21 protein-coding genes and 2 pseudogenes are annotated in these 22769 nt (G+C 37.1%); 8 read left to right on the top strand and 15 right to left on the bottom strand.

The features are described from left to right. Positions 1-11: 11 nt before the first annotated feature. Both AC07VD_RS18210 and pdxR read right to left on the bottom strand, forming a co-directional pair. Complete coding sequence (locus AC07VD_RS18210) at positions 12-437, bottom strand: MaoC family dehydratase (RefSeq protein WP_048654930.1); 426 nt, start codon at positions 435-437, stop codon at positions 12-14. Positions 438-632: 195 nt separating this feature from the next. Continuing rightward, positions 633-2024, bottom strand: coding sequence for a MocR-like pyridoxine biosynthesis transcription factor PdxR (gene pdxR / locus AC07VD_RS18205; protein WP_494721920.1), 1392 nt, complete (start codon positions 2022-2024; stop codon positions 633-635). Between the two features lie 154 nt (positions 2025-2178). Between pdxR and AC07VD_RS18200 the strand changes: the two genes are divergently transcribed. Next, positions 2179-3042 carry a DMT family transporter gene (locus tag AC07VD_RS18200; protein WP_003234225.1) on the top strand — a complete coding sequence of 288 codons (864 nt, stop codon included), beginning with the start codon at positions 2179-2181 and terminating at the stop codon, positions 3040-3042. A gap of 168 nt (positions 3043-3210) precedes the next feature. Here the strand turns inward: AC07VD_RS18200 and AC07VD_RS18195 are convergent, their stop codons facing one another. Further along, positions 3211-3756, bottom strand: coding sequence for a TetR/AcrR family transcriptional regulator (locus AC07VD_RS18195; protein WP_015252737.1), 546 nt, complete (start codon positions 3754-3756; stop codon positions 3211-3213). A gap of 317 nt (positions 3757-4073) precedes the next feature. Between AC07VD_RS18195 and AC07VD_RS18190 the strand changes: the two genes are divergently transcribed. Together AC07VD_RS18190 and AC07VD_RS18185 are read left to right on the top strand one after the other, a co-directional pair. Next, a complete protein-coding gene (locus tag AC07VD_RS18190) occupies positions 4074-4349 on the top strand; it encodes an HPr family phosphocarrier protein (protein WP_014478952.1) in 276 nt (91 codons plus the stop codon). Positions 4350-5144: 795 nt separating this feature from the next. After that, positions 5145-5804 (top strand): YdeJ family lipoprotein, encoded by a 660-nt coding sequence (locus tag AC07VD_RS18185; protein ID WP_124060101.1) that lies wholly within the window; start codon positions 5145-5147, stop codon positions 5802-5804. A gap of 371 nt (positions 5805-6175) precedes the next feature. Here AC07VD_RS18185 and AC07VD_RS18180 read toward each other — a convergent pair whose 3' ends face one another. The 4 genes and pseudogenes from AC07VD_RS18180 to AC07VD_RS18165 form a co-directional block, all read right to left on the bottom strand. Continuing rightward, positions 6176-6769, bottom strand: coding sequence for a YdeI/OmpD-associated family protein (locus AC07VD_RS18180; RefSeq protein WP_494721902.1), 594 nt, complete (start codon positions 6767-6769; stop codon positions 6176-6178). A gap of 238 nt (positions 6770-7007) precedes the next feature. Further along, a pseudogene (locus AC07VD_RS18175) lies at positions 7008-7381 on the bottom strand (YdeH family membrane protein). Between the two features lie 242 nt (positions 7382-7623). Beyond that, positions 7624-8916, bottom strand: coding sequence for an MFS transporter (locus tag AC07VD_RS18170; protein ID WP_494721919.1), 1293 nt, complete (start codon positions 8914-8916; stop codon positions 7624-7626). Positions 8917-9025: 109 nt separating this feature from the next. Beyond that, the gene (locus AC07VD_RS18165) at positions 9026-10414 is read right to left on the bottom strand and encodes an aminotransferase-like domain-containing protein (protein ID WP_494721901.1); all 1389 of its coding nucleotides are present in this window, start codon (positions 10412-10414) and stop codon (positions 9026-9028) included. A gap of 225 nt (positions 10415-10639) precedes the next feature. On the opposite strand from AC07VD_RS18165, the gene AC07VD_RS18160 reads away from it, so the two are divergent. Next, complete coding sequence (locus AC07VD_RS18160; RefSeq protein ID WP_217018535.1) at positions 10640-11518, top strand: AraC family transcriptional regulator; 879 nt, start codon at positions 10640-10642, stop codon at positions 11516-11518. 122 nt (positions 11519-11640) lie between these two features. Here AC07VD_RS18160 and AC07VD_RS18155 read toward each other — a convergent pair whose 3' ends face one another. After that, a complete protein-coding gene (locus AC07VD_RS18155; RefSeq protein WP_440671412.1) occupies positions 11641-12600 on the bottom strand; it encodes a DMT family transporter in 960 nt (319 codons plus the stop codon). A gap of 112 nt (positions 12601-12712) precedes the next feature. Here AC07VD_RS18155 and AC07VD_RS18150 point away from each other — a divergent pair, with 112 nt between their 5' ends. The 3 genes from AC07VD_RS18150 (at position 12713) to AC07VD_RS18140 (ending at position 15802) form a co-directional block, all read left to right on the top strand. After that, positions 12713-13588: an AraC family transcriptional regulator gene (locus AC07VD_RS18150; protein ID WP_024572645.1), complete on the top strand. Its 876-nt coding sequence runs from the start codon at positions 12713-12715 to the stop codon at positions 13586-13588. A gap of 230 nt (positions 13589-13818) precedes the next feature. Then, positions 13819-14682, top strand: a complete 864-nt coding sequence (locus tag AC07VD_RS18145) for a DMT family transporter (protein ID WP_128740047.1) — start codon at positions 13819-13821, stop codon at positions 14680-14682. A 658-nt stretch (positions 14683-15340) separates the two neighbouring features. After that, complete coding sequence (locus tag AC07VD_RS18140) at positions 15341-15802, top strand: CarD family transcriptional regulator (RefSeq protein ID WP_024572643.1); 462 nt, start codon at positions 15341-15343, stop codon at positions 15800-15802. 682 nt (positions 15803-16484) lie between these two features. On the opposite strand, the gene cspC is transcribed toward AC07VD_RS18140, so the two are convergent. Continuing rightward, the gene (gene cspC, locus AC07VD_RS18135) at positions 16485-16685 is read right to left on the bottom strand and encodes a cold shock protein CspC (protein WP_003234247.1); all 201 of its coding nucleotides are present in this window, start codon (positions 16683-16685) and stop codon (positions 16485-16487) included. 409 nt (positions 16686-17094) lie between these two features. Then, the gene (locus AC07VD_RS18130) at positions 17095-17253 is read right to left on the bottom strand and encodes a molecular chaperone TorD family protein (RefSeq protein ID WP_349897605.1); all 159 of its coding nucleotides are present in this window, start codon (positions 17251-17253) and stop codon (positions 17095-17097) included. A gap of 139 nt (positions 17254-17392) precedes the next feature. Here AC07VD_RS18130 and desA point away from each other — a divergent pair, with 139 nt between their 5' ends. Continuing rightward, positions 17393-18421 carry a Delta(5) desaturase DesA gene (desA, locus tag AC07VD_RS18125; protein ID WP_129092256.1) on the top strand — a complete coding sequence of 343 codons (1029 nt, stop codon included), beginning with the start codon at positions 17393-17395 and terminating at the stop codon, positions 18419-18421. Between the two features lie 439 nt (positions 18422-18860). On the opposite strand, the gene AC07VD_RS18120 is transcribed toward desA, so the two are convergent. From AC07VD_RS18120 to AC07VD_RS18100, 5 genes and pseudogenes are all read right to left on the bottom strand, one after another. Further along, positions 18861-19214: a hypothetical protein gene (locus tag AC07VD_RS18120; RefSeq protein ID WP_033883540.1), complete on the bottom strand. Its 354-nt coding sequence runs from the start codon at positions 19212-19214 to the stop codon at positions 18861-18863. Beyond that, entirely contained in the window at positions 19211-19444 is a 234-nt protein-coding gene (locus AC07VD_RS18115; RefSeq protein ID WP_003240464.1) for a helix-turn-helix transcriptional regulator, read from the bottom strand. Before AC07VD_RS18115 ends, AC07VD_RS18120 begins: the two co-directional genes overlap by 4 nt. Positions 19445-19633: 189 nt before the next feature. Then, positions 19634-20010: pseudogene (gene srtD, locus AC07VD_RS18110) on the bottom strand (class D sortase, LPxTATN-specific); the annotation flags it as partial. A 249-nt stretch (positions 20011-20259) separates the two neighbouring features. Further along, positions 20260-20634 (bottom strand): YdeH family membrane protein, encoded by a 375-nt coding sequence (locus tag AC07VD_RS18105; RefSeq protein ID WP_029317380.1) that lies wholly within the window; start codon positions 20632-20634, stop codon positions 20260-20262. A 322-nt stretch (positions 20635-20956) separates the two neighbouring features. Then, positions 20957-22690 carry an ABC transporter ATP-binding protein gene (locus AC07VD_RS18100; RefSeq protein WP_088325336.1) on the bottom strand — a complete coding sequence of 578 codons (1734 nt, stop codon included), beginning with the start codon at positions 22688-22690 and terminating at the stop codon, positions 20957-20959. Positions 22691-22769: the final 79 nt, after the last annotated feature.

Genomic DNA, 22769 nt, shown 5'->3' with positions numbered 1-22769 from the left:
GGCTTTCTGAGTTATCGTTTCATCAATACGGATAACTCACCTTCAAACACTTTTACTTCTTTTTGATTATAAGTAGATAACAATACTGTGAGTATTCCCAATTCATTTCTCTTTGGCTGCTTATCAAGAACCTCAACAATTGTAAACAATTCATCATCCGGATATACGGGTTTTATGAATGTCATATGATTCATCTCTGTTCCGGCTATAATATCGTCTCCATAGAGACCTTCTTCAATCCAAAGTTTAAAAGATATGGCCAGTGTTTGTATGCCGGAAGCGATAATTCCATTAAATCTGCCTTTACTCGCTTTTTCTTCATCTACATGCATATACTGAGGGTCAAATTCACCCGCAAACCGCATAATATCATCTTTTGTTACTTTTAATGATTTTGTTTTGAAGACCTGGCCAATTGTAAACTCATCTAACTTCATTCTTACACCTCTATTTTTTCAATTGTCTATTTTGTTTATTTTAGCACTGTGATGAGCAAATAAAAAATTCTGTTTTTCGCTAAACAGACATATCGTGGGCTGGACTGCTGGCACTCATCATATACTTAAAAAATATTGAACAGCTCTCAACACTTAGTTCCGTCACTTGGCCGTTTTGCTAAACTGAAAGCTCCCTCATATCTTCCAGGCAGCCTTCAGTTTTTTTATGCCTTCTCTTATGTCGGATTCAGAAACCCCTGCAAACCCGAGCGAGACCGTTTTTGCAGGAGGATGATTTTGATAAGAAAGAGAAACAGGATAAATTTTTACTCCATGTTTTTTCGCCTTCTCAATTAACTCTTTTTCACCAAATGGCAAATAAGCGTCAAGTAAGATACGAAGCCCAGAGTTTTCTCCGCGGATTCTGACATGCTCTCCTAATTCCCTTTGCACTGCCTCTAATACAATGGCTCTTTTTTTGCGGTAAAGTTTTCTCATTCTGTTGATGTGTTTTTGCCACTCTCCATTTTTTATAAATTCAGCTAGGGTTAGCTGACTGTGGCAGGACACTGTTTGCTTATATAAGGACGTGATTTCATGCCCCTTTTTTAAAAGAGGTGAAGGAAGAATCATATAGCTGATACGCAGCGAGGGCAAAAGAGACTTAGAAAAAGTGCCCATATAAATGACACGGTTATGCTGATCAAGCCCTTGAAGAGAAGGAACCGGCTGTCCTGTGTACCTAAATTCCCCGTCATAATCATCCTCTATGATAAAGGATTGATTTTCGGCCGCCCATTTGAGCAGCTGAATTCTTCTGTTTATTGTCATTATGGTTCCCAGCGTAAATTGATGGGAAGGTGTGACATATACAAGGTTTGGCTGCTGTTCTTTGACCTTCTGTATACAGATTCCTTCATCATCGACTGGTATAGGAACAATATTCATGCGGTTGGCTTCAAAAATCTTGCGTGCTCTTGGATAACCAGGATCCTCATACCCTATAGAAATATTCGGCTCAAAAACTTGGCACAAGATTTGCAGCAGAATAGGGTTCCCGGCTCCTATAATCACTTGTTCAGGGCCGCAATGAACCCCCCGAGATTGATACAGGTACTCTGCAATGAGTGTTCTCAGCTCAAACTCTCCTAAAACATGTCCCGGCCGATAAAGCTCGTGTCCATATTGGTCTAAGCTATTGACCATGCTTTTTCGCCATGCGGAAAAAGGGAAGTAAGAAGAATCTACATTCCCATAATGAAAATCAATCCATTGTTTATTTTCTTCTGCTTCTTGTTGGATGGGTGTTGTGCTTGGCATTCTATCATAAGCAAAATCAGAATCATGATAATCAGCAAACCACCCGCTTCTTGGCTTGCTCACAATATAGCCCTCAGCAGCGAGCTGTTCATAGGCACGTTCTACAGTCGTTTGGCTGATGGAAAGCTGATTCGCCAAGAGTCTTTTTGAAGGAAGCTTCATTCCTTTTTGAATACAGCCCCGATGCATATTTTCTTTAAAATACCGATAAAGCTGCTGATAAAGCGGACTATCCAGATTTCTATTCAAAAAAGGCGTGATATCCATTTGCACGTTGTTCTCCTAACTGGTATGCATTTTTTTATGAAAACTGGCCGTTTAAAAAAGGCCAATTCCAGTTTATAGTCATTGTAATCCTTAGCTGCTGGTTTTGTTAAGAAAATACAGACAATGAACAAGAAAGATATGTGGAGTGATTATAATGAACAAAACAACAAATGGCTGGATAAATGGTTTTATAGGCGTACTCATTTTCAGCGGCTCGCTGCCTGCGACCCGTTTGGCTGTGTCAGACTTCGATCCGTTATTTCTCACAGTTTGCCGCGCTGCGATAGCTGGTGTACTGGCGGGAGGTCTCCTTCTCATCTTCCGGCAGCAGCATCCTGCCAAAAGAGACCTCATTTCATTATTAGTGGTAGCGTTTGGCGTAGTGATTGGTTTCCCGTTGCTGACAGCTTTAGCGCTTCAGCATGTCACATCCGCACACGCCATTGTCTTCATTGGACTTCTTCCACTCGCAACGGCAGTCTTCGGCGTACTGCGCGGGGGTGAACGCCCTCGGCCCGTCTTCTGGATTTTCTCAGCTGCCGGCAGCTTGTTAGTAGCAGGTTTCGCCCTCATTCAGGGGGGAGGTTCATCCCCGCTTGGCGACGCGTACATGCTGGCTTCTATTGTCGTATGCGGTCTTGGTTATGCAGAAGGGGCCAAACTTTCACGGCGTCTGGGGAATTGGCAGGTGATCTCATGGGCACTCGTTCTGTCGCTTCCTCTTATGCTGCCATTGTCGTTCTTTTTTACGCCGGACTCATGGTCGGCGATCGGCGTTCCCGCGCTGCTCAGTCTTGCATATGTATCCTTATTCAGCATGCTGATTGGCTTCGTGTTCTGGTATCGAGGTCTTGCCCAAGGGGGAATTGCAGCGGTTGGGCAGCTCCAGCTTCTCCAGCCTTTTTTTGGACTGCTGCTTGCCTCAGTGATACTGCACGAGAAAGTAGGCTGGGCACTCGTAGCAGTGAATATCGCCGTTATCATGTGCGTTGCCGCAGCTCGGCGATTTGCAAAGTAAGGCAGACCATTAAGCATAAACTTCAAAAATGCATGAAGGTATAAAAATACCAAGGGCCTGCAACCCTTGGTATTTTGTATGCGATCGAGGAGACTTGAATCTCTCGCTTAGACAAATAAGTCACATTCTTGTTCCTAACGATTCGCAACACCCATTTACCTGACGCCATTATAAAATCCGCTCTAACAAATCCCCCACTTTTTCTGCCATGACACGAGGCGGGTAAGGCATTTCGTTTTTCAACCACCATTCCACTACCCCTACGTAAGCATTTGCTATAAATTCAACAATGACATCTTCACTTTGGCCGTAATTCTTGCCTTTCGTTACATCTACATCTTTCCTGAACTCTTCGATATTAAACTTAAGGAACTGACTGCGAAAATATCGAGCGCCTTCACTGGCTAACATCGTCGAAAAGAATAAATAATTACTCTCAAGGTATTCCATGCAGTGTACAGTCGATTCAATCCAGTCCATTTCAGCTGCCGACTCACAAAAATCCCCCATATTGTTTATATGCTCTTCCATAATTTTTTCTAATAGATCAAATTTATCTAAGTAATGAAGATAGATTGTTCCCCGGTTTACATTTGCCCTTTCAGAAATTTCCTTAATCGTAATATGATCAAAACTTTTTTCAGTCATCAGCTCAATCAGAGCTATTTTAATAGCCTCTTGGCTTTTGGTTATTCTTCTATCCACTTTGGACATAGCTTTTCACCAAACTTTCTTAAGATAATCAACAATTTAGAGTGGAATGTTGAATAATCAACAAATCGCCTGAATGTAACCATTGTACACACCATGTTTTTATTTACAATAATAAACAAATGTTGATTAGTGAATCATGCTTTTTTCTCGAATGAAGTCATTGTCCATTTTAGTTAGTTGAGAATTATTTTGTAAACACAAAGAAAGAGTGTTATTTCGATGAAATTAGATCACTTATCCTAAAGGTACTCTAAATTCAAATTTGATCTGCAGCCCAACTTAAATCCGTCAAGAGGCAGACTTTAATGAGGTGAAGAATGATTAAAAGACAATTTACGATCATTAAGGAAACAGGGTTTGCGCGACCAGCTACCCTGTTAGTCAGTATAGCTCATCGGTTTACATCAGATATTTTTCTTGAATACCAAGGGAAAACTGTTAACCTCAAACAAGCGCCAAAAGCCATCATGGACATTATGGATTTAGGAATTAAACCAGGAACCGAAATACATATATACGCTCATGGAGCCGACGAAGCGAAGGCAATTCAAAAAATGAAAGAGCATTTACTAAAAAACGATTATATACAGTAATCAAAATCTATCGTAGTAGCGAGATTGTTATCGTTGATTTATTTATTTTGCGACAAAACAGCTTTTCAGATCATGCGTTCATTTTTCTTCTGGTGATCATTCAACCTAAAATACAAAAATTAAAAAGGATCTACAAACGAAAATGGAGGGTTTATATATGTGCAGCAGAACATAATACCAAGGGCAGTTATACCCTTGGTATTATTGGATACCGAAAGAACTTAAATCTCTACAGGTGCTTATAAGCTATAAATGGCTAGTCCCGTGGCATTTCTATGTGCTCCGTTTATGCTTAAGGGTGTTCCACATTTTAATGGATACAATAGAAACCAAAACAAATGATGCGACAACCAATACAGTTCCCATTAATGACTCACTAAAATTGATCACAATGAAACTCGAAAATATCAATAAAGGGATATTCGTAACGATAACCGTTAAAATGTAAGTGGTATACTTGATTCCTACAGCTGCCGATAAAAAACAAACGACATCTGTTGGAGCTATTGGACAAATCATCCCCAGCGCCAAAAACTTATAATTGTAAGTCTCCAATAATTTTTTCAACTCTGGATATTTACGTTCTAAATCCTTCATCATGTTCCCGCTTAAAAACACAGAAAAAGGGGCAAAACTTCTTAAGAATTCTTAAGTTTTCGCGATGTTATTCAAGATCGTTTCCTCTTCTTAAACAGTTTTCAATATCATCCTATCTATTCCATGGTAATATTTAGATACATAAACTTATATATGAAGCTGACCTGAGTTAATGGAGAGGGAGGAATGAATGAAAGAATGAAGAAACACAGAAAGATATATTTTTGTATTACTGCCCTGCTGCTCATGATTTTGCTTGCTGGATGTATGGGCAGTAAGGATGAAGAAGCACATCAACCTTCAAATCAAGCTTCTGCTGTGCAAACTGACGAAAAACACACTGAGCCTGAAGAGAGCACCAAAATACGCAAGGATGAAGCGGAGCCAATAACAGAATCAGAAGAATCCGCAACAAAAGCTGCAAATGAGACCTCTTCAGCAGAAGAGAAAAGCAAAGAAGACAATGTATTGGCAGCATACTCTTCGGAAAAAATCGAATATGCCAGAGTTTGGCTTCAACTTGGACCTAATCAAGAGATAGATGAATTAAATGTTCGACATATTTCGGCTGGCGAGCCAATTAATCCTAATGATGATACAAGTGCCAGCTATCCAGAAGATGTAACCCAGTTAGCAGGTTCTCGTTTAGTGGATGGATCAGTCACTTATCATGGCAATGGGGATGGCACGATTCATGTATATAATGTGCCTTTACGCTGGGATTCCGCTGATGATGTAGAAAAAGGCGTCATGAGGGAAGTGACTGAGAATATCATAAAAAACAGAAAAACAGTGTATGTTGATACAGGTGACAAGGAAAAAATCAAGCGGCTCATTGATATCATGATGATTCATTAATCAGTATTCGTTTGTCTGTACCTGACTAAATACAATGGTTAATAAGGAAATAAGATATATTAATATAAAAACAAAGTTTGAAGTGCAGTAACTTGCTGAAAAATCTTCCGGTTCTATTAGTTCTCCTAGGCATTCTAAATGTGATGAGCCGTACCATTGAGCTATTTCATTGGATCGTATGATTTCTAGGTGTTGCATTAATATTTTATAACGCTGTCTAGTGGCATACAATGTTAATCAAAAGAAGCATTTCAGCAGTAAGTGAATGTTGTCCTAAGAAAAAACAAGCATCTTACTATGCTTGTTTTTCTTCTATAGAAATGATCTTATTACGCTATGATGCTATTCCTTTAGCCTAAACCTTGGCGTGCCTAATCCTTTAATCCCTTTCCATCGAGAATTTTTTGCACATATTTTTCGACTCTCGATTCTCGGGTTTTGGATTGTTTGGCTTGAGAAAAATAAAGAGTGTACGCTCTTTGCCGTCCCGGAGTCAAAGCTTCAAAAGCAATTTTCAATGCAGGGATTTCATCGAATTTTTTTTGAAGTTCTTCAGGAATGTTCAATTCAATATTTTTGTTAACTTCCACTTTCAAACCGGCTTTTTCAACTTCAATGGCTTCGTGAATATAGGCTTTCAAAATGTTTTCTCGCTCATTTATTTCCTGAACATTTGTAAACCGAATCTGGCGCGCCGCCTGTACATTCTCCGTTTGTTGAATGAGAATTCCATGGGCATCCTGTAATAGGGCACCTTTGTGAAACAGAAGCGCGCAATATTCTTTAAACCCATGTATTAAAACAATATTTTTATTATGATATGTGTAACAAGGATGCATCCACTTAAAATCTTCAGTCAGCTCACAGTCAAGAATGATGGTTCTCAACTTCTCAAATTCTTCCTTCCACTTTTTCGCTTTACTTAAAAATTCATCAACCTTCGGATTTGTTCTGCTATTTGTCATGAAGGAATTCCCCTCTTTCCAATCTTTTTACATTTACGTGAATTCACAATAATGAAGTCCAGTTTTATTTTTGACATCTCGTTATTTATTTTATTCTTCTATAGGTTCCTTCTCTTATTATTCAATAGATTAAGCTTAAAGTGGGGATGATGCAACAACAAAAAAAAGAAGGCCCACAAAGCCTTCTCATCTTGTTTTATTATTCCACTGACAATCTGAAAAAATAACAATTCAATTATTATATATCTTCTTTATTCTTGCCAATGCATAAGGTTACGGCAACACTAGCTATACTGACTAAAGTTCCTGCAATAGAAACTAGAATTGTCAAAAAGCCATTGGGAATAAGAAATCCAATTGGAATGAGCCCCAGAAAAGTGAAAACGATAAAACATTGGTATACACCAGATATTATTCTTACAACCAAATTGCCAAAAAAGGACATGACTAATGGAGGGATAAATAAAAATACAACGATCCCAATTGAGATCATCAAGATAAGAGGTTCATCAAATGAGATGACATGATCTCCAGGCGACTCTTAGCGGCCGCTAAAACAACAAGTATAGACATCATTAGTGTAACAAAAACAAGAGAAAACCTTTTTAACAACGTTATGACTCCTTTACCTAAAGCGAGTAATCCTGCCTTTTTCAAATCCGATAACCATTTTATGTGATTCAATTAAAGAATATGCAGTGAGTGACACAGCTATAAGGAATCCTGGTCACAAATCTTTATACCAAAATTGCTGATTTAGATTTAATGGAGCAACTATAGTTAGATTATTAGACGACGCAATAGACTTTATCTAACAATATAACAAATTAATGTAAATTAAACAATCCTATCCTTTATCGTCCCCTAAACCATACCACCACTGGAATGAGTAATAAGGACAACATCCCTCCAGTAAATGATAATGCTAGGTAACTTGAACCTGCCACAATCATTCCAGATAATGCTCCGCCAGCAGCCCCTGACAACGCAATCAGAACATCCACTGTCCCCTGCGTTTTAGCTCGTGTGGCAGTATCAGTTGAATCTACAATAAGGGCAGTCCCGCTTATCAAACCAAAATTCCACCCTAATCCCAGTAAAGAAAGAGCAATGACGAGAAGAACCATAGAATCTCCCGGAGCAAATGCTGCTATTACACCTGCCAAAAGCAACGTTGTTCCAGAGGAAATAGCCATTGCGGTACGTCCCAACCTATCTACAAGAACACCTGTAACCAGTGAAGGGAGATACATAGCACCTATATGAAAACCAATAACAAGACCGACTGCACCCAAGTCATGCCCATGATGTCTCATATGAACCGGTGTCATTGTCATAATAGCTACCATTACTATTTGAGTAAGAACCATAACTGTTGCCCCAACGATTATCCCTTTTTTGTTTTCTGTATGCTCAGTTGCCGCCAAATGTCCTTTATCACCAGGCTCTTCATTTGCCGCTTCTATTGTTCTTGCTATAACTAATGGATCTGGACGAAGCATAATGAAAAGGACCACACCTGCTAACATATATGCTGCGGCGGCTAAAATGAAAGGGCCAGCAAGTGATGGAACACCAATAGAAAGAGCGAAATCCCCCATCACATTCACTAAGCTTGGACCTGCCACTGCGCCAAATGTAGTAAAAACCATCGTAATACTAACAGCAGTTGCTCGCTGCTTATGATTTGCTAAGTCTGTACCTGCATAACGGGCCTGTAAATTAGTGGCTGTACCTGCACCGTAAATAAGCAATGAAATAAATAACAAGAAAATACTATTTATGATTGCTGCCATAATAACGCCTATTGCTCCAAGTCCGCCAATCATAAAGCCAGCTGAAAGACCTGTTCGACGGCCATAACGTTGAGAAAGTCTTCCAACAATTAATGCAGATCCTGCTGACCCTAAAGTAAATAAAGCAGAAGGAAGACCAGCAAACGCATCAGTGCCCAGCATTTGCTGTGCAATAAGCGCACCGACAGTCACTCCTGCCGCCAGCCCCGCACCGCCAAAAATTTGTGAGATACTCACAACGAATAGTGTACGCTTGTAAAACGATTTTTGTTTTTCTGGTGAACCGATGTAGCTTTGTAATGAAGCAGTTTGAACATTTATTGCTTTTACGCTGTCCTTGTCTAACATCATCTGACCTTCCTTTCTAAAAGCCAATTTTGTATAAACCTCCCTCTAGATGTGGATCATCATAACACGCACAAAAAAGCCATACAATGTCATAATTGTATGGCAAACAATATTAGGTAAGATCGTCTAGCAAACGTCTCAGGATCATTAATCCTTGTTCAAGCTCTTCAAGTGTTTTTGGTGCACAGACAGAAACCCTTACAGCCCTTTCAGGACAACTATTTCCCACTACAAAGCGTTCAGCCGCATACACTTGCACGCCATGTCGAGCAGCCAATTCTTCAAATTCGGCACCAGACATTTTACCCGGTAACAACAACCAACGAAAAATGCCTGTTTCAACACCTAAACATGTATATCCCGCAACATATCGGTTTACGAGTTGATTTCTGCGAATGGTTTGTTCACGATGACTCTCAATTAAGACTTCAAATTTGTTTGATACAATCGTGCGAGCAGTAAGTTCAGCTAATAGCGGGGAAACGGTTATATTTAAATTATAAAGCGCCTTTGATATTGGCTCCTTATATTGTCTCGGCACTGCTACATAAGCCAAACGCAGGCCTGGCGCTAACGATTTTGATAAACTTGCAATATGGATAACCTGTTGCGGTGCGAATGAGGCGAGTGCCGGAAGCGGATTTTTGTTGAGAAGATGGTACGATGCATCTTCAATAACAAATAGATTATATTTCTTTGCAATGTCTGCAACCATTCTTCGATTCTCAACAGACATAAAGGAAGTCGTCGGATTATGATAATCCGGGATCAAATACAAACCTTTAATATTTTCGTTTTTACACGCATATTCAAGTGACTCCGGACTCATTTCATCGTTCTCTGATTTTATCGGTACGATTTGCACACTAAGCAATGATGCAACAGTTTTTAATCCAGGGTACGTATGATGGTCAACACCGATGCGGTCTCCAGGCTTACAAAGACTCGCCAAAGTCGCAGCAATCGCATTTTGTCCCCCATTTGCAAATAAAATGTGTTCAACAGTTGTTTCAAACCCGCCTCTTTGGATGAGCTTTACAGCTGCATCTTTTTGCCAAAGGCTTTCACCTGCCCGGCCATAGCTAAACCATTTTTCATAATCCTCCTCCTGAACCATGTTTTTTAGTTGGTGTAACAAGGGCTCATATGAAGCGTGATCTGGAAGTATTGCTCCCATTTCAATTAAATGTTTCGGCTTTGTATCCTCAAGTAAATACGAATTCGATAACGCATCATACGATACAAATGTGCCGCTCCCTACAGTCGCACTTAACAACCCCTTTAACTCACACACTTTAAATGCTTTTGAAATCGTACTCACATTTAAATCTAAATAATCGGCCAATTCTCGCTGTGGAGGAAGTTTTGTTCCAGGTAATAAAACTCCGTTTAAAATATCCTGTTCCAATTGCCCTGCAAGTGCTTTATAAATAGGCTTTTCAGCTTTATCAATCGATGGCTTCCAGCTCATCGGATAGTTTTCAAAAGAATTGATAGGCATGATACGCATCCTTTTTCACTCAATTATATGAACGTGCTGCTTATAAGACAATTATAACTTTCTATATTGATGCCTTTTTATGAACAGCATGCTTCAATAAAACCTGTACAAATACAAGTGAATCACTTACTTTATTTCATATAAGTCATCCTGCAAAACTGTGCACAGAATGTCGGATAAATACATTTCACTCCTGTTATTCTTTGGTTAAAGGAGGCCAAATAAATGGATTTGCTTAAAAGTATGAATAGGGCGTTAAAGTATATTGAAGAAAACCTCACTAACGATATTGATTTTCAAGAGGCAGCAAAGCTTGCTTTCTGCTCTGAATATCATTTTAAAAGGATGTTTTCCTTCCTTGCAGGTATTTCATTATCGGAATATATTCGTCGCAGACGTCTTACTCTTGCAGCTTTTGAACTGAAAGACAGCGATGTAAAAGTGATTGATATTGCAATAAAGTACGGTTATAACTCACCAGATTCTTTTGCACGGGCATTCCAAAATTTACATGGCACAAACCCATCAAAAGCCAGACTTAATGGCCATTCCCTTAAAGCTTATCCACGAATGACCTTCCAGCTAACAATTAAAGGAGGAAATGAAATGAACTACCGTATTGAAGAAAAAGAGGCATTTCGCATCGTTGGCATTAAAAAAAGAGTTCCTATTATTTTTAAAGGGATTAATCCGGAAATTGCATCTATGTGGGAAAGTTTAGATGAAAAAGCAATAAATAAACTAAAAGAGCTTTCTAATGTAGCACCATCAGGCCTCATTAGTGCATCCACGAATTTTTCTGAAGGTCGGACAGAGGAAAACGGAGAGCTCGATCACTATATTGGCGCAGCCACAACGAAACAGTGTCCAGATAACTTCTCACGGCTTGAAGTTCCTGCCTCGACATGGGCTGTATTCGAATCAATCGGCCCATTTCCGGATACACTGCAAGAAGTATGGGGACGTATTTATTCCGAATGGTTTCCATCGTCAAATTACGAACAAATAGAAGGTCCAGAAATATTGTGGAACGAGCATAAGGATGTAACATCACCATCTTTTAAAAGTGAAATTTGGATACCAATTACAAAGAAGAAGAATTGAAGGTTCTTGAAGAAAGAATACCAAGGGCGTCAAAACCCTTGGTCTTTTTGATACTGCCGAGAGGGCTCAAACTCCACCAGTGTTTTTCATTGCCGGACCGTTCATGTAAGCAAAAAAAGCCCTTATATATCCCGATTTGCATGATTCCTAATCTTTAATATCGACTTTTCACTTTGCATAGAAGGCTCTTTATGTAAAGCCAATATTAAAGTTATCCCTATAATACAAATAGCACCAATCCATTGAAAAGAACCAAATGGCGCTTTTAACCAAACGACAGTTGTTACAACAGCGGATAGAGGTTCTAAACTGCCTAATAGGCTTGTTTCTTTGGGAGAAAGGCTTTCCAAGCTTTTTATGAAGAACCAGAACGCAATCATTGTTCCAAATAATATCACAAATAAAATATATGCATACGCCTCAGCAGTTAATCGTTGAAAATCCAGTTGCCATGGCGGATGGATAAAACCCAATGCAAAACCGCCAATAATCATAGCCCAACCTACAACGACAAGAGAATCAAATTTATGTAATAAACCAACGGCATATAAAGTATAAAAAGCTGCCGCGAATCCTGATAAAACTCCCCATACTACTGCAGCTGCCGGCACTGAAAGTTGAGACATTGAACCATTTGTTAACAAAAAAAAGCAACCCACTAAAGCAAGTACAACAGTAATGATATCTTGTTTGGTAAGAACCGTTTGTTTTCGTAAAAGCGTGTAGATAATGACGATTACTGGGGATAAATATTGCAATAATGTAGCAACGGCAGCATTCCCATGTTGAATGGATGCCATATATGTGTACTGCACAGCTAGCATTCCCAATAGGCCAAAAATAAGAAGCTGGCCAGCCGACGCTTTGTTTTTCCAAACCTCAATAACCTGAGACCGATCCTTTCTGAACAGTTGCAGCATTAAAAGTAACATTCCAGCCGTAAGCAAGCGTGTCGTTACAAGCCAATTGACATCAATTTGATATTCTTGAAAAAGTTTTTTGGCTACTGTGCCTCCAATCCCCCAACATGTCGCCCCTGTTATAACATAGAACAATCCCATTCTTCTATTGGAAGTATTCATACATGACTCCTCACTAATAAATATAATAATAGTGTTATAATAAATGCAAAACATGATAAAAAATACTCAAATTGAATGAAAAAATATAAATATATTGAGGTGAGGAGTCAGAATGAAGAATTTTGTGATCGATCAAAATTTAAAAGAATTAACAGAGCACCGAACGGTAGAATTACCAGTTGCCTGTTACAAGACAACGATCAATCAAAATATAAATGGCTATATTCCGCTTCATTGGCATGATGAAATCCAATTTGTTTTGATACTAAAAGGGATAGCTCTCTTTCAAATAAATGAAGAAAAAATAGAGGTTCACGAAGGGGATGGATTATTTATCAATAGTGGCTGCCTGCACATGGCCGAAGAAAAGGAAGGCTCGGATTGTACGTATATTTGCTTGAATGTGTCACCCCATTTCGTTTTATCTCAGGAACTGTATTCAAGCTATGTTCAGCCCTATATGTTTTCAACCAATTTGTCCTATTTATTTTTGGATGGAAATCAACAGTGGGCAAAAAATATTCTAGATGCTGTTAAAAAAATAAATCAATTGATTCAACAAAAGACATCGCTCTATGAGATTGACATTACGATGCAATTAACGTTAATGTGGAAAAACCTGGTCGTTAATGGTTTTCAATTAGAGTACGATCAATCTGAAATGATAAAAAGTCATCGAATGAAACAAATGTTAAACTGGATCCATCTCCATTATGCTGAAAAAATCACATTAGAGGACATTGCAAAAGCTGGCCAACTGAGCCGTTCTGAGTGCTGCCGTTATTTTAAACGAATGCTGAATAAGACGCCATTACGTTATGTAATGGATTATAGAATTCAAAAAAGCTTATTATTACTGCAACACCCTGAATCTAATGTGACAGAAGTGTCTTATCAAGTTGGATTTAACAGTACCAGTTATTTCATAAGTAAATTTCAACAAGCGATGAATATGACGCCATTATCATACAAAAAAATGAATTTATAAAGTTTATTCTATTATTAAATGGAGTCCCCTTAAGGTGTTTACGGCTTTAAAACCAACATTGTATAATGATAGTCATTCTTAAAAATCGAGGTGATCATGACATGTTTTTAGCTCCACTATTTGAAAATGATGTTCCAGTAGCACTTCTCTGCCCTTAATGGAGTAAAGTGACTACTTCTCTCCGTTAGGGCATTTATTGACCTAATTTTAAATACGGAGGGAACAAAAAAATGAAAAATACCCTGTTAGGTTCTATATATTTAGCTTTAGCCGCTAGTATCTGGGGTGGCATGTATGTTGTGGTTAAGGTTGTTGTCGCAGTAATTCCGCCTTTTGAATTGGTTTGGATCAGGTACGTCATCGCTATCCTTGCGCTTCTTATTGTTGGTTTAATAAGGAAACAATCTTGGAAAATTCATAAGCGCGATCTTTTATTAATTGTGGCCATTGGAATTGTTGGCAACACCATTTCAATTGTTACACAAGAATATGGAACGATGTTGTCTTCAGCACAAATGGGAGCAATTATTACGTCCTCCACACCAGCGTTCATGGTTATTTTTGCTCGTCTATTACTTAAAGAACCATTGAATATAAAAAAAGGAACTTCAATAATTTTAGCAACCACAGGCGTATTATTTATAGTTGGAAACGGACATATTGATACCTCTAATCAGCTTGGCGGTATTTCTCTGCTTGTTGCAGCACTTACATGGGCACTGATGTCAGTGCTTATCAAACGCGTGCCAAACAGCTATTCGCCTATACTTGTTACCACGTATTCAACTTTTGTGGCCATTGTGGCACTAACTCCTTTTGTAAAACCTAGCACGATTTTCACGCCACAACTGCATGACCCTAAAATTCTAGGTGGTCTTTTGTATTTGGGAATTGTTTCAACCGCTTGTGCTTTTTTATTGTGGAACCGCGGCTTACAATTATTAAATGCTTCAAGTGGAGGCCTCTTTTTCTTTTTTCAGCCTCTGGTTGGAACCTTACTCGGATGGATTCTGCTGGGAGAACAAATAGGCGGGACATTTTGGATAGGTTCGTTTTTAATTCTTAGCGGTGTTTTATTAGTCATTAAAGAGTAAGAAAAAGAGTGAATTCATAACAAAAAAAAGCAAACTATTTTATATAGTTTGCTTTTCAATTAACCTTGTTCTTTCCCCTTTACTTCTTTATGTTCTGGTCTTCATTTATAATCCCTCCTTTCTTTATTTTTCTTCTCACCTCAATACCATTTGAAGGTTGTCAATTTCCCTGATAATAATGCCAATTTGGTGGCAAAATGTTCAATATCCACAAACCTTTTTCTGCTCGCAAGATAAGTGAAAATGCATCATTAAGTAAGTCGGCCGTTATCCATATCAAATCGGTAAAGAAATTAGAACTTAATCATGTGCTTTAAATATTTTAGCTGACATTTCACGAATATCGTTCTTTCTTATCTACTCAAATCATTTCTGTAATGTCATTGAGCCAAGTCATGAATTCCTAAAGGAAATTGAATAACCCATTTTCAATGAAAAACTGATCTATGTTAATTAGTCGAAGTTTTAGGATATACACGGATCAATTGACCTTTTCCTTGATTGGAAATCCGACACGTTCCCTATTGTTTTTGCTTGATCTGTTTTTTAAAAAAAGTTATTGACATCAAAAATTCGATCATGTTATTATTAAAAGTTTGATATTCCACCTCCATATATGGTAATCTTAAGAAGGTTACCATATATGGAGGTGGATGATATGTTTCAAATTGGCGATAACATTGTTTATCCAATGCACGGAGCAGGTATAATTGAAGCCATAGAAGAAAAAGAATTCTTAGAGGAAAAACAACAGTATTATGTCATAAGAATGTCAATCAGTAATATGACCGTTATGATTCCAACGCGTAAAATATTGAGTTCGAATATACGACCAGTTACCGATATACTTGCATTAAAACACATTATGCACATTTTTCAGCATGGAGAATCAGATAGGTTACTGCCATGGAAGCAAAGGTATAAAATAAACACGGACAAAATAAAAACGGGTGAAATACAAGAAGGCGCTGAAGTTGTACGTGATTTAATGCGTATGAAGAAAGAAAAAGCACTTAATGCAAGCGAAAAAAAAATGCTGGATAATGCATATGAATTTTTGATTAGTGAACTGGAAGTAATTAAAGGAATCACTGAAAAGCAAATAAAAAGTTTCGGTTAGATAGTGTATTGATCCCAAAAAATATTTCGGAATATTATGACGAAAAGCAAATCTTCTCCAACTTATGTTTAGAACATTAACGACCTCTTTTGTTATTCCTACATTCTAATCCATTTTTATTATTTACATTTCTTCTGCGAAGATTGAAGTTTTACCAAAAAACTCAATAAAATAGTCACTTGTTATTAGTATCCTGATTCACACTGGCACGGACAAGGAGCCGTAAGGATGGAAGAGAGGTAGGGCTTTCATTGTTTTAGGTATCTCTAAGTGATTATTTCCAGAAGAAAAAAACAATCGATCTCCTCATTATTTTTAAGAATTTCTTATATCCACTGCCACATTGAATAATAATTGTTTATCTTCTTCTCATAAAAGAGATATGCGAGTTGATAACATCTAGATGAAACCATTTTTATAATTCATCTATACTTAAATTAACGAACAGGTTAGTGAAAAAAAGAGTTATATTTGAACAAAAAATTAAATAATTTATATACATTCCGCATATTGTCAATCCAGTATGTTATACTGTAAACAAACCTTTGAAGTTTTAAATCTTTTTCTATTACCTTGTAGCATCTCCCTACTCGAACGTTGAGTAGGGTTTTTTATTGAGTATGATATAGACATAAAAAAACAGGCCCTATATAAAGAGCCTGTTTGTATAAACGATTGAAGATTAAGCTTTTTGAACGTTAGCAGCTTGAGCTCCACGAGCACCTTGCTCAACGTCAAACGATACTTTTTGACCTTCGTCTAAAGATTTGAATCCGTCACTTTGGATTGCAGAAAAGTGTACGAATACATCGTCTCCATTTTCGCGTTCGATAAAGCCAAAACCTTTTTCTGCATTAAACCATTTAACTGTACCTTGTTCCATTTTTGTTGCCTCCTAGTGTGTAACCACACAGTATATACTATCCTTGCCCAAAGTATCATCAAGACGAAAAGTCAATCTTCATACTATCCTTTACACCGAACAAAAATAATTCTTCTTTATTATATCAGGAATCGGAAATAACTGCAAATTATATTTACGATTTATTCATGGCATTATTTGTTAAACATGTGTATACCAGCGCAGAATAAGAGGCCTATTAAAAACTATGGTTTGAAAACACCGTGAAAAATGAATCACGAGTTGTCTTCAAACCTTTTTCTTTGCTTAATAGTACTTAGCTCAGCTGTTTCTTGTTCAAGAGCAAGATAATCTTTTAAAAGCAGGGCTGTTCACTTGTAAAACTTTGTTTCTGCAGATGTTTCCAAACAGTCACTCATGGATATACCCATTACTTCATTCCTTTTTTCCTCAAACAATCAATGTTCACGGTCAAATAAATCGATCCCCATGGGGGAGCATTGAGAGAGTTTGACCCAATAAAGTGCTGGGTATAATCTTCATACGCCTTTTGTATCCCGGCTGACTCTGCTAATAATAAACTGGAAATCAGTTTATTATTTCCAATAATTTTACAGATGAATGGGAAGAATACTTATCATATATGAGGTGTATCACGTTGGGCCTTCTAAGGCTATAAAACGTTTTTTACACTTAGAAGATCACCAGGGAAGGGGAAACTTTTGAATATGAAAGAACAAAACCTAAGGACTTTGAGAAAACTGGTTACACCTTATGAAAAGTCCGATTTACACAAAAGCATTTGTCAAATCATTAACACATTGGTGCCATTTTTCCTATTATGGTGTTTGGCATATAAGAGCTTGTCGATTTCTTATTTCCTTACATTAGCGATTTCTGTTGTTGCGGCAGGTTTTTTAGTGAGAACCTTCATCATCTTTCATGATTGCTGCCACTATTCCTTTTTTAAAAACAGAAAGGCGAATCGAATCCTTGGAACATTAACAGGAATTCTGACTCTGCATCCTTTTGATCATTGGGCACACGACCATTCTGTCCATCATGCGACAAGCAGCAATCTGGACAAACGCGGTACAGGCGATATTTGGGTACTGACGGTTGAGGAATATAAGGAAGCCTCAACTAAGACAAAAATAATGTACCGATTGTACAGAAATCCGTTTGTTATGTTTATTATTGGGCCGATTTACGTTTTCGGGATTGCCAATCGTTTTAATCGAAAAGGGGCAAAACGCAAAGAACGGATGAATACGTTTGTAACGAACCTGGGGATCGTCGCTTTGGCAGCACTTTTATGTTGGGCTATTGGCTGGCAAAACTTCCTGCTGGTTCAGGTGCCGATTTTTATGATATCGGGCTCTCTCGGAATTTGGATGTTTTATATTCAGCATACGTTTGAGGATTCTTATTTTGAAGAAGATGAGCATTGGGAATATGTAAAAGCAGCAGTTGAAGGAAGCTCTTTTTATAAGCTTCCAAAAGTCATGCAGTGGCTAACAGGCAATATCGGTTTTCATCATGTTCATCATTTAAGCCCGAGAGTCCCAAACTATAAGCTTGAAAAAGTGCATAACAACACTGAACCATTGCAAAACGTTCCGACCATTACACTGGCAACAAGCCTTAAGTCGTTAAAGTTCCGCCTATGGGATGAAGAAGGCAAAAAATTTGTTAGTTTTAGCCACTTAAAAAAAGCTTCTAAAAGCCAAGTATCGGCGCGGCTAACAACGGATTAAAATAAACTCACCATAATCGCAGAATAAAAGTGCAGACTCGCGCAACGATGTTGTGCAGAGGTCAGCACTTTTTTAGTGGACTCCACAATGCGGTACATTTGTTGCCGTATTTTCCGCAAAAGAATAACGCCAAAGATGGTTAAACCCTTGGTATTATTGGGGGTGCGGCCGAGAGAACTTGAACCTTTACGGGTTATTCACCCCACTGGGCCCTCAACATTGTAAATCCATATCATTGATTATGAAAGCTTGTTTTCATTACACTTTCTAACTCCACTTTACATCATTTCTATAAGGTTGTATGAATTATGGTTAATAATTGGTGAGCAAAAACCCACTTCCTCACTTCTCCAAATCTCATTATAAAATGATTTCATATTCGTTCCCTCTCCTAAAACAATTAAAACTTCAGAGACACTATCTTTCTCGGTTATTCAATTCACAAAAAATCTTTTTTATATCGAACGGCTAGATAGATTCCTGAAGCTAATAAGGCAAGAGAATATTTAAATAAGAAGAAAACTTGCCACATATATTCTTTCGGGAAAATCAAGTCGCACAAAATTACTCCATATAACATAAAGAGGGCACTTTTTAATGATATTTGATTTGTTCTTTCGTCAGCCTTACCCATTTTTTTAAGAAATACAAATGTCAGAATCAATCCGACTACAAGCAATACAAACCCACTGCCAATAAGAATATTCCAATTTCCCGGAGAATGTTCAGCCCAGGACTTTAAAGGAGAAAAAATTGCGTTAGTGATCGTATCTGTGATCGAATTCATTTTCATTTTTGATCATTTCCTTTCTCATAAGTAAAAATCTCGTTTACATCCACATTAAAAAATTCGGCAATTCGAAAAGCTAACAGCAGAGTCGGAACATAATTTCCTTTTTCCATTACAAAGATGGTTTGTTTGGAAACCCCGACTTTCTTTGCTAATTCTTGCTGAGACAATCTGGCAAGTACACGATATTCATAAACCTTATTTGAGATCGAATCACCAAAATCTTTCTTCATGACCATCACCTCTTGAACCAAATTATAAATCGACCTTATATAAAAGTAAAGTAAACTTATACAAAAATATAAAATACCTTTACGTTTACTAAGATTACTTTGATTTAATCATGGAGCAGAATGCAGAAAGAACCTGACGAAAAAGGCTGACGAAAATTCGTCAGCCTAATCTTTGATATTCTGGATTTCTCAAATCCGTTTTCCATAAATAATATACCGCTTTGGTGCATTACCGATATATGAAAATGGATAACACGTAGTTAGAATGAGCTCCTCTTCACTATGCTGCAGCGTAATAATGGAAGTATCATTTTTATCGACAATTTTCATGTTCTCAATCTTATACTGAAAACTTCCATATGGCAGCTTAACCTTTAATTGATCACTTTTTTTAGTTCTCCCGTTCGGCGGAAGACGGTATCCCGATGGCCTGATAGAACAATTTGTCCGTTTTCATCTGGATAATAGCTTCCTTTGTAATGGCCAACTCCTTTTTCCAGATCATCCGCATCGGTTCCTTCTACAGTCCGAAGCTCTGCGTCTATTTTTGGAATCTCAAAGACACCGAGAAATTATGGACAAGAAATTGCAGCCCGTTGAGAGGATTTATTTTATTGTAAATGAACAATTTGGGAGCTGTAGATTTAGGAACTGTTAAGATACGCCCTGTAACTCTCTTTCCGAGTATCTACACTAAAAGCAACCATAAGTCATCAAGGGCGTTAGTCATTCGCAACATATAAACCTATAAAAAAAGAAAGCTCCTTTCCTTGAAATTAAGGATAAAGCCTTCTAACCTTATTTTATTATTTCAGCTAAGATTTAACTTCTTTATTCCTATCAATAAAGGTTACTACAACGCTAACTATGCTGATTAAAGTTCCTGCAATAGAAACAACAATGGTCAAAAAGCCATCGGGAATAAGAAATCCTATTGGAATGAGCCCCAGAAAGGTTAGAACGATAAAACATTGGTATACACCAGATACGATTCTTACAACCCAGTTACCAAAAAAGGACATGACTAACGGGGGAATGAATAAAAATACCACTATCCCAATTGATATCATTAATATTCGAGGCTGTTCAAATGAAATAACATTATCTCCAGGAGAATTTTTAGCAGCCACTAGCATAACAACTATAGACATAATTAGTGTGAGTAAAACCAGAAAAAATCTTTTTACCATCGTTATAACTCCTTTTTATAATTACTTTCAAACCGGGTTATCCGTCTTTTTCTATAACCATTTTATGTTCTCAATCAAAGTATATGCAGTCAAATTACAGCTAAAGTAATATTTATTACTACTTATCAAAACATAACATCCACAGACTATGCCGAATAATTAGCTGCTTTTCAGTTTAACTAATGCAAAAAGTATTCCTCATCTTACATTGTTAAGATTACACTAAATTTGTAAGGTATCTTAATTCATTTAACATAAATGATTTAGATGATGATATTAAATTTACTAATAAATAGATTAAAGGGGCGAGCTCGTAATTTAGTTAGTTAGCCAATTTTTGGGCTGACACAAATCGCCTGTACTTTTCATGAGTAAGCATTAATTGGTCATGAGTTCCTTTACCAGTAATCACTCCTTGATCTAAGAAAATGATTTGATCTGCTTTTTTAATTGTTGCTAATCTGTGAGCTATTATTACTGTAGTTCTATTTTTCATTAATTCTTCTAGTGAATTCTGTATTTTTCTCTCACTCTCACTGTCCAAACTTGCTGTTGCCTCATCCAATAATAGAATATCAGGATCTTTAATAAAGTTTCTTGCAATATCAATTCGTTGACGCTGACCTCCTGACAACTTCACTCCTTTTTCGCCAATTATTGTGCTATAACCTTTATCTAACAACATAACAAATTCATGGCAATTAGACAATTTAGAATACTTAATAATTTCATCTTCACTAATTTCTCTTTTGATTCCATAAGTAATATTATCTTTTACGGTGCCATTTATCATTGCGTTGGTTTGCATTACATATCCAATTTTATTCCGCCAATCTGATAAGTTAAATTCGTTAATCGGTATTCCTTCGAGTGATATGCTCCCATTACTTGGGGGTAATTCATACAAACGTGCAATTAAATTGAAAATAGTACTTTTACCAGAACCAGACGGTCCTACAAAAGCAGTAACCTTTCTACTTGGGATATCAAAAGTTATTTCATTCAAAATCGGTTTATCATCATATTTGAAACTTACTTCTGAAAATTTCAAATTTTGATTGCTGAAATCAATATCTAAAGCATTCTTATTGGACTCTAGCTCTTCTTTGTGCTCAAGTAGAATTTCACTTAATCTTTGGCTAGCTCCTATCGCACGCTGATAGTCTGTAAGTAACGTTGAAAAATTAGTCAAAGGGCCTGATAATTGTATGACATAGAAAATCATAGCTACTAGGGTGCCAGCAGATATTACACCCGTTGAGACTCTTATACCGCCAAATCCCAGAATAATTCCTATAGTCAGTAAAAGGATGAGGCTAGTTAAAGGTTGTATAATTGAAATGATCTTAGACTCTTTTAACCCTAATTTATATATTTCAAAAAGGTTGTTATAAGCATTTTTCAATTCTTGATTTTCTGTATTAGATATCTTTACAAGACGTATTTCTGTTAAGACACGCCCTAATAAACCACTAAAGCTTGCGACTTCGGATTGTGCTTTTTTTGAGATTTTCCTTACCATTCCGCCTAAAGGGATAATTATTGCTAAAAATATAGGCACTATAATAAGAGTTATAAGAGTCATTTGCCAATCCATTCTTAATAAAATGATAACAGAGCCTAAAATAGTGATTATAGAAGGTATTATATTGGGTAATTTTTGAGATACAAAAGCGTTGATAACATTGGTGTCGTCTGTGATACGACTCATTATTGAACCACTCTCATTATTATCAAAGAAAGAGGTTTTTAATTTGATTATATGTTCCCAGAGCATAAAACGAATTGCCATAATCATTTTTTCACCAATTTTACTGAGCAAATATAACCCAATACCACTCAAGATCGCGTTAATTAAAAACATGCATAAAAAAATTACTATAAATCTCCAATCAAAGGTGTTCTCAGAAAATTTATCAACAACCTTACCTGTAAATAGAGGTATAAACAAACCACTAATGCTGCCTATAGATGAAATAGAAATAGCAAACAAAATTAATAATAATGGAAGTTTTATTTTACATAATAAAAAGAATAAGGGGTTTTTAGGTCTCATAATAATCTCCTTTTTTACTTCGGATATCCATATTCAAAAAAATATTAGAAAAGTTTCTACCTACACTCTTAATTGAGGG

Source organism: Bacillus sp. GW821-FHT01G09, assembly GCF_059422205.1.
The sequence above is the reverse complement of the archived record's forward strand: the minus strand, read 5'-3'. Positions and strand labels throughout refer to the sequence as shown.

Excerpts from the sequence above, each read along its gene's own strand:
- AC07VD_RS18210 (WP_048654930.1), bottom strand. The coding sequence starts at position 437 with ATGAAGTTAGATGAGTTTACAATTGGCCAGGTCTTCAAAACAAAATCA.
- pdxR (WP_494721920.1), bottom strand. The coding sequence starts at position 2,024 with ATGGATATCACGCCTTTTTTGAATAGAAATCTGGATAGTCCGCTTTAT.
- AC07VD_RS18200 (WP_003234225.1), top strand. The coding sequence starts at position 2,179 with ATGAACAAAACAACAAATGGCTGGATAAATGGTTTTATAGGCGTACTC.
- AC07VD_RS18195 (WP_015252737.1), bottom strand. The coding sequence starts at position 3,756 with ATGTCCAAAGTGGATAGAAGAATAACCAAAAGCCAAGAGGCTATTAAA.
- AC07VD_RS18190 (WP_014478952.1), top strand. The coding sequence starts at position 4,074 with ATGATTAAAAGACAATTTACGATCATTAAGGAAACAGGGTTTGCGCGA.
- AC07VD_RS18185 (WP_124060101.1), top strand. The coding sequence starts at position 5,145 with ATGAAGAAACACAGAAAGATATATTTTTGTATTACTGCCCTGCTGCTC.
- AC07VD_RS18180 (WP_494721902.1), bottom strand. The coding sequence starts at position 6,769 with ATGACAAATAGCAGAACAAATCCGAAGGTTGATGAATTTTTAAGTAAA.
- AC07VD_RS18170 (WP_494721919.1), bottom strand. The coding sequence starts at position 8,916 with ATGATGTTAGACAAGGACAGCGTAAAAGCAATAAATGTTCAAACTGCT.
- AC07VD_RS18165 (WP_494721901.1), bottom strand. The coding sequence starts at position 10,414 with ATGCCTATCAATTCTTTTGAAAACTATCCGATGAGCTGGAAGCCATCG.
- AC07VD_RS18160 (WP_217018535.1), top strand. The coding sequence starts at position 10,640 with ATGGATTTGCTTAAAAGTATGAATAGGGCGTTAAAGTATATTGAAGAA.
- AC07VD_RS18155 (WP_440671412.1), bottom strand. The coding sequence starts at position 12,600 with ATGAATACTTCCAATAGAAGAATGGGATTGTTCTATGTTATAACAGGG.
- AC07VD_RS18150 (WP_024572645.1), top strand. The coding sequence starts at position 12,713 with ATGAAGAATTTTGTGATCGATCAAAATTTAAAAGAATTAACAGAGCAC.
- AC07VD_RS18145 (WP_128740047.1), top strand. The coding sequence starts at position 13,819 with ATGAAAAATACCCTGTTAGGTTCTATATATTTAGCTTTAGCCGCTAGT.
- AC07VD_RS18140 (WP_024572643.1), top strand. The coding sequence starts at position 15,341 with ATGTTTCAAATTGGCGATAACATTGTTTATCCAATGCACGGAGCAGGT.
- cspC (WP_003234247.1), bottom strand. The coding sequence starts at position 16,685 with ATGGAACAAGGTACAGTTAAATGGTTTAATGCAGAAAAAGGTTTTGGC.
- desA (WP_129092256.1), top strand. The coding sequence starts at position 17,393 with ATGAAAGAACAAAACCTAAGGACTTTGAGAAAACTGGTTACACCTTAT.
- AC07VD_RS18120 (WP_033883540.1), bottom strand. The coding sequence starts at position 19,214 with ATGAAAATGAATTCGATCACAGATACGATCACTAACGCAATTTTTTCT.
- AC07VD_RS18115 (WP_003240464.1), bottom strand. The coding sequence starts at position 19,444 with ATGAAGAAAGATTTTGGTGATTCGATCTCAAATAAGGTTTATGAATAT.
- AC07VD_RS18105 (WP_029317380.1), bottom strand. The coding sequence starts at position 20,634 with ATGGTAAAAAGATTTTTTCTGGTTTTACTCACACTAATTATGTCTATA.
- AC07VD_RS18100 (WP_088325336.1), bottom strand. The coding sequence starts at position 22,690 with ATGAGACCTAAAAACCCCTTATTCTTTTTATTATGTAAAATAAAACTT.